General features: G+C 63.5%; 12 protein-coding genes and 1 riboswitch. Of the genes, 5 read left to right on the top strand and 7 right to left on the bottom strand.

Annotation, left to right across the window (positions count from 1 at the left end):
* Window positions 1–61: 61 nt before the first annotated feature.
* From ASE58_RS12280 to ASE58_RS12270, 3 genes are all read right to left on the bottom strand, one after another.
* Window positions 62–268, bottom strand: a complete 207-nt coding sequence (locus ASE58_RS12280; protein WP_055821693.1) for a helix-turn-helix domain-containing protein — start codon at window positions 266–268, stop codon at window positions 62–64.
* A gap of 185 nt (window positions 269–453) precedes the next feature.
* The gene (locus ASE58_RS12275; protein WP_055821690.1) at window positions 454–1,521 is read right to left on the bottom strand and encodes a hypothetical protein; all 1,068 of its coding nucleotides are present in this window, start codon (window positions 1,519–1,521) and stop codon (window positions 454–456) included.
* 131 nt (window positions 1,522–1,652) lie between these two features.
* Complete coding sequence (locus tag ASE58_RS12270; protein ID WP_055821687.1) at window positions 1,653–3,083, bottom strand: tyrosine-type recombinase/integrase; 1,431 nt, start codon at window positions 3,081–3,083, stop codon at window positions 1,653–1,655.
* Window positions 3,084–3,135: 52 nt separating this feature from the next.
* On the opposite strand from ASE58_RS12270, the gene dinB reads away from it, so the two are divergent.
* From dinB to ASE58_RS12255, 5 genes are all read left to right on the top strand, one after another.
* Window positions 3,136–4,224 carry a DNA polymerase IV gene (gene dinB, locus ASE58_RS12265; RefSeq protein WP_156347722.1) on the top strand — a complete coding sequence of 363 codons (1,089 nt, stop codon included), beginning with the start codon at window positions 3,136–3,138 and terminating at the stop codon, window positions 4,222–4,224.
* 141 nt (window positions 4,225–4,365) lie between these two features.
* A riboswitch (TPP riboswitch) is annotated at window positions 4,366–4,475 on the top strand.
* A gap of 27 nt (window positions 4,476–4,502) precedes the next feature.
* Window positions 4,503–6,389 (top strand): phosphomethylpyrimidine synthase ThiC, encoded by a 1,887-nt coding sequence (thiC, locus tag ASE58_RS12260; RefSeq protein ID WP_055821682.1) that lies wholly within the window; start codon window positions 4,503–4,505, stop codon window positions 6,387–6,389.
* 138 nt (window positions 6,390–6,527) lie between these two features.
* The gene (locus ASE58_RS17955) at window positions 6,528–7,184 is read left to right on the top strand and encodes a DUF5343 domain-containing protein (protein WP_156347721.1); all 657 of its coding nucleotides are present in this window, start codon (window positions 6,528–6,530) and stop codon (window positions 7,182–7,184) included.
* Window positions 7,185–7,212: 28 nt separating this feature from the next.
* Entirely contained in the window at window positions 7,213–7,758 is a 546-nt protein-coding gene (locus ASE58_RS17565) for a Swt1 family HEPN domain-containing protein (protein ID WP_200909356.1), read from the top strand.
* Between the two features lie 118 nt (window positions 7,759–7,876).
* Window positions 7,877–8,788: a hypothetical protein gene (locus ASE58_RS12255; protein ID WP_055821679.1), complete on the top strand. Its 912-nt coding sequence runs from the start codon at window positions 7,877–7,879 to the stop codon at window positions 8,786–8,788.
* A gap of 276 nt (window positions 8,789–9,064) precedes the next feature.
* Here ASE58_RS12255 and ASE58_RS12250 read toward each other — a convergent pair whose 3' ends face one another.
* From ASE58_RS12250 to ASE58_RS12235, 4 genes are all read right to left on the bottom strand, one after another.
* Window positions 9,065–9,343 carry a hypothetical protein gene (locus tag ASE58_RS12250; protein WP_055757484.1) on the bottom strand — a complete coding sequence of 93 codons (279 nt, stop codon included), beginning with the start codon at window positions 9,341–9,343 and terminating at the stop codon, window positions 9,065–9,067.
* A 44-nt stretch (window positions 9,344–9,387) separates the two neighbouring features.
* The gene (gene ung / locus ASE58_RS12245) at window positions 9,388–10,119 is read right to left on the bottom strand and encodes a uracil-DNA glycosylase (protein WP_055821677.1); all 732 of its coding nucleotides are present in this window, start codon (window positions 10,117–10,119) and stop codon (window positions 9,388–9,390) included.
* Window positions 10,116–10,424, bottom strand: a complete 309-nt coding sequence (locus ASE58_RS12240; RefSeq protein WP_055821674.1) for an alkylphosphonate utilization protein — start codon at window positions 10,422–10,424, stop codon at window positions 10,116–10,118. Before ASE58_RS12240 ends, ung begins: the two co-directional genes overlap by 4 nt.
* Window positions 10,425–10,590: 166 nt before the next feature.
* Window positions 10,591–12,057 carry a S41 family peptidase gene (locus ASE58_RS12235; protein WP_055821671.1) on the bottom strand — a complete coding sequence of 489 codons (1,467 nt, stop codon included), beginning with the start codon at window positions 12,055–12,057 and terminating at the stop codon, window positions 10,591–10,593.
* Window positions 12,058–12,270: the final 213 nt, after the last annotated feature.

Genomic DNA, 12,270 nt, shown 5'->3' with positions numbered 1-12,270 from the left:
GATCGGCCGTCGTCGTCGCGTGGACCCATGGAGGCCATCGCGGTACGGCGGCGGCCAGCGGTCATTTCGAGCCGTCCGGATCGTACTCGCTCGTGGAGATGGTGCTGTTGCGCTGGATGTACGCGTCGAGCTGATCCGGATCGTAGCGGACAGAGGCCCGCATCTTGACGAAGCGCGGGGAGTTGTCGTTGCGGCGACCGTGGACGCGCATCTTCTCCAGGGTGTTCTTGGCGAGACCGAGATACGTGGCGGCTTCGCGCGTCGTCATCAGCGGACGGCCCGATCTGGTGACCGGCGGCTGGTGGTTGTTGGACCTGGGCACTTGCTCTTTCTCCTACATGACCAACCGGAGACGGCTGGCGTAGGATGTGATCGGACCCGCAATCTGGGTATAACTACGGTGCGTAGAGCAGAGGAAGTAGGGGGGGTTATCCTAACCGGACGTCAGGATGGTTACGACTTCCCTCCCTTGATGACGCCCAGTTTGGGAGTGATGTTCACCACTCGTCGTCGTGCGGTTCCAACCGGCGCTCCGCCGTCCGTGATGTGAGGATAGTCGACCTTCAGTAGGCCGCGCGCCGCTTCGAATACGCCATCGGAAACGGACCCGAGTTCACTCTCCACGATCTTACGCAGTACGCTTCGATGGTATTGTTGTGGATGAGCCTGCACATGTGCCTTCATCAACGGGTACGCCTTGGCCACCAACGTGGGGTACAGGGCCTTTTTGCTCAACGACTTGATGCCGAACTCGTCGGGCGTGATGCCCTCCTCGATCAGTGAGATCATGTGCCGGCGTGCGTACAAGGCCACGTGCTCGTCGAAGCCCTTCAGGTCGATGAAGATCAGATGCGTAGGAGTGGCGTCGACGTCGAATGGATTTTCGAGGTCGAGGCCGCACGAAGCCAAGCGATATGACGCGTCATCGACGAACCATTGCTCGGCCGTGAGCGCGACCTCCGCTCCGCCGTTAATCGGTCGAGCAATCGTCCGGATGTCCCCTGCCACTGCCATGTCGGCTATCGCACGGGCCAGTAGCGGCATGCAGATCATGCCCACCCGACGCAGTTCGTTGATCTCCGCCGCTTGGAAGGAGGCCGTATCCCAGTGTTCGAACGAGACGCCCGTCCCAGATGTGTACGCCTTCGCCGGATCGAAGACCATGCCGCCGCTGACCGGATCGTACTTATGTGCTGCTAGCCATGCGTCCGGATCCTGCCGCTCCATGCGCTGTGATGTGAATTCCGCCGCCGACATGTAGTTGAGCAGCGCGGGCGCCCACGCGCCATGAACCTCGGGCCGAGGATTTCCGTCCCAATCGAAGGCGTCCAGGGTTCCGGGCAGCAGCGGCTGCTCATTCGCCATCGTACCCAACGGGATTATGTCGTCCCAGGGGAAGATCAGTAGCGGTGCGATCCGGAGTACAGCCTCCGCCAAGAAAAGCCGGTCGTTCGCACGGAGTGGCCACCCGGACTGTTTCCGATACCAGCGGGCCCAATCCAGCTTCGTCACGTCCGTCATGCCACAACTCCGTCCACTCGCGGCATCTGGGCCGCGGGTGTTTCCTCATTCGATCACGATGCGGACGTCAGGCCGACGGATACGAGATCAGGATCATCGAAGACGACGGCTACGTACGCAACCCCTTCCCATCATTCATCCATCGTTCCCTTCTTCTCCCCGGCCTTCCGTTGCGGCCGCGGCCTACTGGGCCAGTCGCGCCGGAGATCAAGCTGGCGACGCTTGATCTCGCCGTACGGCATCGGCGGAATGTCCCGGCCGCCCGGCCAGGCGTCGGACCTCTCCATCAGCTGGTCGAGGTGATCGTTCCACGCGATGAAGGCCGGCTTCGTCAGCGCCCGCTTCTCTCCGCGCTGATACTTGCTCTTCCGATTCTTCGGTGTGGCATGGGCGAGGCAGAGTTCGATGATCTCCTCGCGGATCGAGAGCGGGGCGTCCCCGCAGTGGGTACCGGCGGTCGTCCGGAGATCGTGGATGGTCCAGTGCTCCATGCGGCGCGGTGACCTTCCCTCCGCTACTGCGCATTCCATTCGGCGTTGGATGTGGGCATCGATCGAGTCCTTCGACTGCGTACCGATGGTGATCGATCGTTTGCCGTCATGAGTGAACACCCATCCGGTCCTTTTACGAGGATCGGGCTGCTGCTGCTCGAGAATCGCCCTGACCTGCATCGGCAGATCCATCACGTACTCGCGCTTGCTCTTCATGCGCTCGGCGGGAATGGTCCAGACCCAGCTGTCCTGGTCTATCTCCTCCCACGACATGCCCGCGATCTCCTCCCGGCGGCGCATCGTCCGGAGCAACACCTCCAACACCGTCCCGTGCCCGTCATCCATGTCGTAGGCTGCTTCAAGGAAGCGCTGGATTTCGTCGGTTTTGAGAACACGATCACGCTCGGCGCGCGGCGGTAGCTTGAAGCTGTCGGCCGGCGATACCGCGATGTGCCCCCGCGCCTTGGCGTCGTTGAGGATGACCTTCAGGTACACCAGTCCCCAGATCCGCGCGGACTTCGATCTCTGCTGCAGACGTTCCAGGAAGTCGTCGATGTCGCTGGCCGTCATGCGGTCGATGCGCACTTCGGGCATGAGGCCGCCGATGTCGTCGCGCACGATGCGCTCGTGCTGTTTGGTCAGTGGCTTCCCCTCAGTCTTGCGGCGCTGGATGTAGTTGTCGACGTAGATGGCCAGCTTCAGGCTCTTCGCGGCCTCCACCTCGCGGGCCTTGCGCTTGCGTTCCTCCACCGGGTCGCGGTCCTGCCGACGCTCCACGGCCCACGTCCTGGCGATGTCCCTGGCCTGCGCCGGCGTCAGGTCGCCGAACTCGCCGATCTTCGCGCGACGCGCCGGCTGGTGCGGCATGCGGTATTGATAGACGAAGACGACGACGCCACGTGATGTCCGGTATGCGCCGAACCCCCGGACCTCATCGTCCCAGTCGAAATGCTTCTTGTTCGGGGGCGACGGGCGGAGGGCCCGCACGCTGTTCACGGTGATGTGGATTCGGGGTTTGTTCTTGTTCACGCTGGCATCCTGAGCAATCGTCAGGTAATCTTGATGCAGCAAGGTATGGGGTGTTTCGCCCCACGGCGGCCAACGGAGCTGAAGGTCTAAGTCGTTGTTTTACAAGCAGCAGCCAGCCCCAGCCAACCGCAAGATAATTCATGTAGACATGGACGCCTTCTTCGCGTCGGTCGAACAGCGTGATGCCCCCGAGCTGAAGGGCAAACCCGTGGCCGTCGGCGGGTCGAGCGGGCGCGGGGTGGTCGCCGCCGCCTCCTACGAAGCGCGCGTGTTCGGCGTGCGCTCCGCCATGCCCTCGGTCACCGCGATCCGCCGCTGTCCCGACCTGATCTTCGTCCGCCCCCGCTTCGAAGTGTACAAGGCGGTCAGCCAGCAGATTCGCGAAATCTTCCTCGACTATACCGATCTGGTCGAGCCGCTGTCGCTCGACGAAGCCTATCTCGACGTCACCGAAAACCGCCGCAACCTGCCCAGCGCCACCGCGACCGCCGAGGAGATCCGCGCCCGCATCCTCGCCGTCACCGGCCTCACCGCGTCTGCCGGCATCAGCTACAACAAGTTCCTCGCCAAACTCGCCTCCGACATGAACAAGCCCAACGGCCAGTTCGTGATCCCCGTGAAAGCCGGCCCGCGCGTCGTCGCGTCGCTGCCGGTCGGCAAGTTCCACGGCATCGGCCCGAAAACGGTCGAGCGGATGGAGGCACTCGGCATCCGCACCGGCGCCGACCTCGCCGCGTGGAGCCTCCCCGACCTGCAGCGCACCTTCGGCAAGGCGGGCGGCTGGTACCACGGCATCGCCCGCGCACAGGACGATCGCCCGGTGCGCCCCAACCGCGTGCGCAAGTCGTCCGGCTCCGAAACCACCTTCCACAGCGACCTGACCGACCCCGAATCGATCGAGGAGCGGGTACTGGCGATGGCCGACGACGTGTGGGAGTGGGTCGAAAAGACCGGCCAGCACGGCCGCACCGTGACGGTAAAGGCGAAGTACGCAGACTTCCGCATCGTGACGCGCAGCCGCACGCTTGCCCACCCCGTCCGCGACCGCGCGACGCTCCACGCCACCGCCCGCAGCCTGATCGCGACGCTCTACCCGTTGCGCACCGGCCTCCGGCTGGTCGGCGTGACGATGGCCGGCTTCGGCGCGGAGGAGCCGCCGAGCGGCCAGCTCGACCTGTTGTAGTGACCCGCCCGGCCCGTGCCCCCGCGCAGGCGGGGGCCCAGGGTCACAGGCACCGACGGCAGTTTGCCTGGCTCTGGACCCCCGCCTCCGCGGGGGTACGGCACCAACACTTTGACGCCCACCCGCAACCCGCCTACAACCACCCCGTCCCCGGGGGAGCGTTCCGTCACGCTTGAGAGGAAGGCCGCAGCCTTCGACCCGCTGAACCTGATCCGGCTGACACCGGCGTAGGGAGGGAGCGGCCAGACAAGTTCCGCCCCCTCCGCATGGAGTGGAATATGGCAGACATCCCCGCAAAGACCGAAATCGGCGTAACGACCGGCCCGATCCGTGGCAGCCGCAAGATTCACGTCGGCCCCCTGAACGTCGCGATGCGCGCGATCGACCTCGACCCATCGTCCGGTGAACCACCGCTCAACGTCTACGACACGTCGGGCCCCTACACCGACCCCAATGCCCGCATCGACATCATGGCCGGCCTGCCGCAACTGCGCCGCGACTGGATCATGGCCCGTGGCGACGTCGAAAGCTACGACGCCCGCGACATCCGTCCCGAAGATAACGGCCAACTCGGCCCCGACCGCTCGGGCGGCGTCCAGCCCTTCCCCAACGTCGTCAAGCGGCCGCTCCGCGCCAAGCCCGGCGCGAACGTCAGCCAGATGCACTATGCCCGCCGCGGCATCATCACGCCGGAAATGGAATATGTCGCCACCCGCGAAAATCTCGGCCGCGAGATGCTGCGCGACTATGTCCGCGACGGCGAGAGCTTCGGCGCGAGCATCCCCGATTTCGTGACCCCCGAATTCGTCCGCGACGAAGTGGCGCGCGGCCGGGCGATCATCCCCAACAACATCAACCACCCCGAAACCGAACCGATGGCGATCGGTCGCAATTTCCTGGTCAAGATCAACGCGAACATCGGCAACAGCGCGGTCGCATCGAACGTCGCCGCCGAAGTCGACAAGCTCGTCTGGTCGATCCGCTGGGGTGCCGACACGGTCATGGACCTGTCGACCGGCCGCAACATCCACGACACCCGCGAATGGATTTTGCGCAACTCGCCCGTCCCGATCGGCACGGTGCCGATCTATCAGGCGCTGGAAAAGGTCGGCGGCATCGCCGAGGAACTGACCTGGGACATCTTCCGCGACACGCTGATCGAACAGGCCGAACAGGGGGTGGATTACTTCACCATCCACGCCGGCGTCCGCCTGCCCTACATCCCGATGACCGCCAAGCGCGTCACCGGCATCGTGTCGCGCGGGGGGTCGATCATGGCGAAATGGTGCCTGGCGCATCACCGCGAATCGTTCCTCTACGAACATTTCGACGAGATTACCGAGATCATGAAGGCGTATGACATCGCCTATTCGCTGGGCGACGGTCTCCGCCCCGGATCGATCGCCGATGCGAACGACGAAGCGCAGTTCAGCGAGCTGTTCACCTTGGGCGAACTGACCCACCGCGCCTGGGCACAGGACGTGCAGGTCATGATCGAAGGGCCCGGCCACGTGCCGATGCACAAGATCAAGGAGAATATGGAAAAGCAGCTGCAGGTCTGCGGCGAAGCGCCTTTCTATACGCTCGGGCCGCTCACCACCGACATCGCGCCCGGCTACGACCATATCACCAGCGGCATCGGCGCGGCGATGATCGGCTGGTACGGCACGGCGATGCTATGCTACGTCACGCCCAAGGAGCATCTGGGCCTGCCCGACCGTGACGACGTGAAGGTCGGCGTGGTCACCTACAAGCTCGCCGCCCACGCCGCCGATCTGGCGAAGGGCCACCCGGCGGCGCAGATGCGCGACGACGCCCTGTCGCGTGCCCGCTTCGACTTCCGCTGGCGCGACCAGTTCAACCTGTCGCTCGATCCCGACACGGCGGAAAGCTACCACGACCAGACGTTGCCCGCAGAAGGCGCCAAGACCGCGCATTTCTGTTCGATGTGCGGCCCCAAATTCTGCTCGATGAAGATCACGCAGGAAGTCCGCGACTTCGCCGCCAAGCAGAACGCCTCGGCCGACACGTTCCTCGCCGCCGATGCCGCCGACGCCGACCGCGCGGTCTTCGCCGGCGGCTCGGTCGCGGCAGACGCCGGCATGGCCGAAATGAGCGAGAAGTTCCGCGAGAAGGGCAGCGAGGTGTACCTGCCGGCGGAGTGAGGTGGCCTAAACTCCTCCCCGCTGTGCGGGGAGGGGGGTGGCTGAATCTTGCCGAAGACTTCAACCACGATCCGCACCCCGAGCGCGGTTTACTTATGGAAAGAACGTAAATACCATTCAGACGAAAAGGGGATGTTGATGGCAAATCTTCCTTACGTCACATCAGCTGGTAACGTGACCAAAGCTCTGAACGCGATAGCGGCTGCTCCGACACCGGATGCAGTTACCGGAAATTTCGTAAAAACAATTTTGAAGATTCCAGGTGGTTCGGGTGATCAAATGACTTCCTTCCTGAAGAAGGTTGGATTTGCAAATACAGACGGTACGCCTACGGCGATATATAAGAAGTTCAGAAACGAGGCGACGCGTGGGCAAGCAGCGGCTGAAAGTATACGCCTAGGATATGCTGCGCTTTATAAGCGGAATGAGTATGCTCATGAGTTATCCGATAAGGATATCAAGGGCATAATTATCGAAGAGACTGGTCAGGCTGCAGACTCTAGTGTAGCTTCGTATATACTTTCATGCTTCAAGGCAATGAAATCTTTTGCTAATTTTAGCAAGGTTTTGGACGATGATCGGGACATGTCCGGTATATTCGAAGACATGCCAACTATGATGCCTAGCCAGATTAGCAGCTCAGCGAAGCACTCGACCTCTAGTGGCAGCGCCCCAATCGGACTGAGTTTAGGTTACAATATTAACCTAAACCTGCCCGCAACAACTGATATTGCAGTATTCAATGCGATATTCAAAAGTTTGAAGCAGAATCTGTTGTCAAGCGATGATGTCTAAGGCCGATCACCATATACGATCGTTTGGGATGTCTGGGTTTCAGATATCAGACGAACTGTCCGCAATAGAGCGGCGATACGGTTTGTCGCTAGGGCATATACCTTCCAGTGAAAGCGATCCGTCGGGATATTATCCGCAATTTGATTTGCAGGTCCGCAAGCAAGCAGCCGAAATGGCAGCTCATTACGAGCTTTTTTACTGCTTAGAGCAGTCAATTCGTCAGCTAATAACTAGAACCTTAGTCGATAAATCCGGCACCAATTGGTGGGGAGCATCGGTACCAGAGCGTATTGTCGCAGAAGTTGCCTCACGTATTCAACGCGAAGTCGATAGCGGATTCAGCCAGAGATCCGACAGGCAACTTGATTATACCAACTTCGGAGAATTGTCGGTGATAATGACTTCGAACTGGGATGTATTTGGTGCGATATTTTCAAGCAAGAGGGCGGTAGAAAGAATTATGAGTAGTCTAAATTTGCTGCGAGGTCCTATTGCTCATTGTAGTCCTCTAGCTGCGGATGAAGTTGATCGTCTACTATTGACAGTCAAAGATTGGTTTAGGGCTATGTCATGATAGATTTCGTCGCGCCTCTCCGTTTCTGACATCCCAAATTATTTATTTATTGGCGTTCAATGCCAACCACCCCCAAAACCACTGTCCTACAAGTTCCCAATATGTTCCCCTCCCGCCCATGCGCAATGACCCCCAGCTCCCGGAGCCTTCGCCCGCGCCTAAGGCGCTCGACCCCTCGAACCTGACCGTTCCGTCCGAGACGCCGTATCTCGACGCCAACGGCTATGACCCCGCCGACTATCAATGGGTCCCCGTCCGCCGCAAACCGCGTGCCGATGGCTGGTCGGACAGCAAGCAACGCGACTTTATCGAGGCGCTCGCCGATGGCGGGTCGGTCGCCGAAGCGGCGCGCGCCGTCCATATGTCGGCCAGCAGCGCCTATCGCCTGCGCCGCTCGCCCGGTGGCGAGGCGTTCGCGCGCGCGTGGGATGCGGCCGTCGCGCAAGCCGTGGGGATGCTGGTCGATGTCGCGTTCGACCGCGCGATCAACGGCACCGTCGAACCGGTGCTCGATGCCGATGGCCGCCGCATCGGGTCGCGCCATCGCCCCGGCGACCGGATGCTCATGTTCCTGCTCGCCGCCCATTATCCCGACCGCTACGGCAGGCAATATCGCCGCCGCCCGGCACGCGACGAGGCGGAGGCACCGCCGCCCGCCCCGGCTCCCAGCGTCGCCGAGGCGCTAGACGCGCTCACCCCCGCGACCCCGCCCGAACCGGACAAGCTGATGGCTCCCGCCGATCTCGACGTCGCGATCGAGGTCGCCGACCTGAGCGACGGCCGGCTGCCCCACTGGCTCGACCCCGATCACCGCGCCGAACCGGTGCCCGCGCCCTACCGGCACGAACCGCCGCTCCACGATGCCCTTGCCGCCGCACTGGCGGCGCAGGACGACCTCTACATCCCCGAACCCGGCCCCTTGGGCACGGCGTTCGAGGTCGAACTCGAACTCGCCAAGCGCGGCATCGTCGTGCCCCGCCCCAAACCACAACCCAACCGCCGCGCGCGTCGCGCCAAGCGGCGAGTGTGAACTTTGTGAACTTTGGAACGCCGGAGCGGGATCATCGCCTTTATCGACGGGCGTCACCCCAGCCTGCGCCGGGGTGACGCGCGGTGTCGGCGTGAGGACTCGGCATTCGGCATACCCCCGCGCATGCGGGGGCACGGGGCGGGGGCGGTCGCCTCCGCGACACTCGCCAGGGCGGCATCGCCTTCGCGGTGACGAAACGTGCGCCCACACGCAAAAAGGGCGCCGCGTGGTTCCCACGCAGCGCCCCTTCTGGTCCGTAATGCCGTAAGGCGCGAATTACATCGCGTTCTTTACAGCCTGCTCGACCTGCGCGTTGTCGTCGTCGTCGGCCTTGTCGGCGGCGTCTTCGCCCATTTCACGCACGTTCGATGCCTGCGCTTCCAGCGCGTCCGAAACCTGCTCGTTGCTGGTCAGGTCGGCCTGGTCTTCCAGCGCGTCCGCCTTGTTCTCGGTCATCGCCTCGATATTGGCGGCGGCCTTGTCGTCGGCATTGCCACCGCACGCACCCAGCAGCATCAGCGCGGCCAGACCGGTCGCCGTCATCATCGTCTTCATGGCAATTCCCTCTTTGATCCCGCCCCTGTGGCGGACAAGCCCGTTCAATCGTTTGGGCGCGCAGATGGTTCCGTCTGCGTATCGAGCGGGGGGATCGCCCAGTCGATCGCACCGCGCCCCTGCGCCTCCAGAAACGCGTTCGCCTGACTGAACGGCCGGCTGCCGAACCAGCCGCTATGCGCGGACAGGGGGGAGGGGTGGCGGCTTTTCAGCACCAGATGCCGGCCGCCGGCGGCCACGTCGCGCACGAACCCCGCCTTCTTCTGGGCATGCGCGCCCCATAGCAGGAAGACGCTCGGCCGCCCCTGTTCGGCCACCGCATGGACGACCGCATCGGTCAGCGCTTCCCAGCCCTTGCCGGCATGCGCGGCGGCGCGGCCCTGCTCGACGGTCAGCACCGCGTTCAGCAGCAGCACACCCTGCCGCGCCCAATGCTCAAGGAATCCGTGGGCGGGCGGCACGATGCCAAGGTCGCTGTGCAGCTCCTTGTAGATGTTGCGCAGCGACGGCGGCACCGCCACCCCCGGCCGCACCGAAAAGGACAGGCCATGCGCCTGCCCCGGCCCGTGATAGGGGTCCTGCCCGAGAATCACGACCCGCACTTGGTCCAGCGGGGTCAGTGCCAGCGCGGTGAACCAGTCGGCACTGTGCGGCAGGATGCGCTTCCCCGCCGCCTTCTCGGCCTTCAGGAAATCGCGCAGGGCAGCCATCGCCGGCTGCTCGAACACCGGCCCCAGCGCCTCGGCCCAGCTCGGGTCGATCGCGGCGGGGATCATGTCCGCTTGCGCACGAACTCGGCGCGCAGCACCAGCCCCTTGATCCCGTCGAACTTGCAGTCGATCTCCTGGTCATCACCGGTCAGGCGGATCGATTTGATCAGCGTGCCGCGCTTCAGCGTCTGCCCTGCGCCCTTGACAGTCAGGTCCTTGATCAGCGTCACCTGATCGCCATCGGCCAGCACATTGCCCACCGCATCGCGCACGACGACGCCCCCGTCCTCGGCCGGTGCGGCAGCGGTCACCTGCGACGCCGGCACCCACTCGCCGCTCGCCTCGTCATAGATATAGTCGTCGTCGCTCATGGCGGTCGCTTCCCCAGTATGTTCTTGGGGCGGCCTTACGCACTACCGTTCGTCCTGAGTAGCCATTGAGCTTGTCGAAAGGGCGTATCGAAGGACTGCTACGGGCGCTTCGATACGGGCTTTCGACTTCGCTCAATCCCTACTCAGCACGAACGGCCTGCATGCCTCAGAACAACCCCGGCACCTCGCGCTGTGCGGTGCTCGGCCGGGCGGGTTGCAGCAGGGCGCGTTCGTCGAACCGCCCCTCGCCCGCCTGCGCGCTGGCCCCGGTCGATGCCGAGATGCGCGAACAGGTCCGCCCGGCAAGGAAGTCGAGCGCGCGGGCGACCGACTGCTCGCGATTGTCGCCCAGCGGATAGCTGATGTCGTCGCTCGCCTGGCACGTATTGGGCACCGTCGCGGCGAGGCCGTCATAATAGGCCGCCGACCGCGCCGAATTCTGCACCGCCAGCGCGACGATCCGGAACCGGTCGTCGCACTCTTTCTTGTCGACCGCGATCTGCCCGACCGGCTTGCCATAGGTGTTGGTGCCGATCAGCGCCATGTTGGTGCCGAGGTACGGCACGAACGCATTGATGACGAGCTCGCTGGCCGATGCGGTGCGTCCGGTGCCGATAAAGGCGATCTTGGTCGGCGTCACCGACTGGTTGGTCGGGGCGAAATACTTGACCGTATTTTCGGACGACTTTTCGGGCCGGAACGTGGTGTAGCTATACACCTGGCTGCTCGTCTTGCCCCCGCCCAGCAGGTCGCCCATCAGCTCGGCGACATTGATGAGGCCGCCGCCATTATAGCGGAAATCGATGATGAACTCGCTGATCCCCTGCGCCCGGAAATTGGCAAAGGCATTCTTGAGCGGCGTCTCGGCGGACGAGATGAAGGTGCGCAGGTTGATGTACCCGACCTTCTTGCCGTTATCGTTCAGCACCTTGGCGCCATAGCGGGTGGAGACGGGCAGCAGCGAGAAGTCGGTCTTGGTCACCGTCGCGGTCGTGGTCGTGCCGTCGATCGTGCGGAACTGGAACACGCGCGCCGTGCCCGGCGTATCGGGGCCAAGCGCGGTGTTCAGCCCGGCGGTCCCCTCCGCATCGACGATCGCCGACACGTTGCGCAGATTGCTGGTCGAGGTGCCGATCTGCAGGATTTCGGTCCCGCGATCGATCCCGGCGTTCAGCGCCGGGGCCCCTTCGAACGATTCGATGACGAACAGCCGCCGCCCGGTCTGGTCGAGCGCGAAGCGGGTGCCGAACCCGGCGGTCGCGCCCGAATTGTAATAGGCGTCCTCTTCCTTGATCGACGTCAGATAGGTGAAGAACCGGTCCTTGCGCTGCGCCCGCGCGGTGGCGGTCAGCGAATCGATATAGTCGTCGACCGTGGAAAAGGCCGCCGGGTTCGGATTGCTCGGCAGCGTTTCGGGGAAGAGATACCATTCGCGCAGCTGCGCCAGGGCCCAGTCCTGCCGCTCGCGCAGCGAACAGCCCGCCGTGGTGGAGGGGGTCGGCGTCGGGGTGCCGGTCGATGTCGGGGTCGGTGTCGGGCTGCCCCCGATCACGCCGCCGCCGCCACCACCGCCCCCGCCGCATGCCGACAGCATCGCCAACACGCCCAACGCCGCACCGATCCGTACCCGCATCACACCCACTCCATGTACTGACGCCAGCCTAGATGGCTGTTGGCCGAAGGGAAGGGGGATTCGCTGGTCCGTTCCCGTTCGAACAGCGACAATGCCGGCGCGTTGGTGATCGGCGGCTGAACAGACGGGATCGCCCCAAGCGACTGTTGCGATCGAACAACAATGGCGAACGGCGTTACGCCGGGCGTTCAGTATTTCTTTGCGCTTTGGCGG

It is taken from the genome of Sphingomonas sp. Leaf9 (assembly GCF_001421355.1).
Taxonomy (GTDB): Bacteria; Pseudomonadota; Alphaproteobacteria; order Sphingomonadales; family Sphingomonadaceae; genus Sphingomonas.
This window is presented reverse-complemented; position numbering and strand designations above follow the sequence as displayed.

Coding starts and splice junctions, on each gene's coding strand:
- ASE58_RS12280 (WP_055821693.1), bottom strand. CDS start 268: ATGACGACGCGCGAAGCCGCCACGTATCTCGGTCTCGCCAAGAACACC.
- ASE58_RS12275 (WP_055821690.1), bottom strand. CDS start 1,521: ATGACGGACGTGACGAAGCTGGATTGGGCCCGCTGGTATCGGAAACAG.
- thiC (WP_055821682.1), top strand. CDS start 4,503: ATGGCAGACATCCCCGCAAAGACCGAAATCGGCGTAACGACCGGCCCG.
- ASE58_RS17955 (WP_156347721.1), top strand. CDS start 6,528: ATGGCAAATCTTCCTTACGTCACATCAGCTGGTAACGTGACCAAAGCT.
- ASE58_RS17565 (WP_200909356.1), top strand. CDS start 7,213: ATGTCTGGGTTTCAGATATCAGACGAACTGTCCGCAATAGAGCGGCGA.
- ASE58_RS12255 (WP_055821679.1), top strand. CDS start 7,877: ATGCGCAATGACCCCCAGCTCCCGGAGCCTTCGCCCGCGCCTAAGGCG.
- ASE58_RS12250 (WP_055757484.1), bottom strand. CDS start 9,343: ATGAAGACGATGATGACGGCGACCGGTCTGGCCGCGCTGATGCTGCTG.
- ung (WP_055821677.1), bottom strand. CDS start 10,119: ATGATCCCCGCCGCGATCGACCCGAGCTGGGCCGAGGCGCTGGGGCCG.
- ASE58_RS12240 (WP_055821674.1), bottom strand. CDS start 10,424: ATGAGCGACGACGACTATATCTATGACGAGGCGAGCGGCGAGTGGGTG.
- ASE58_RS12235 (WP_055821671.1), bottom strand. CDS start 12,057: ATGCGGGTACGGATCGGTGCGGCGTTGGGCGTGTTGGCGATGCTGTCG.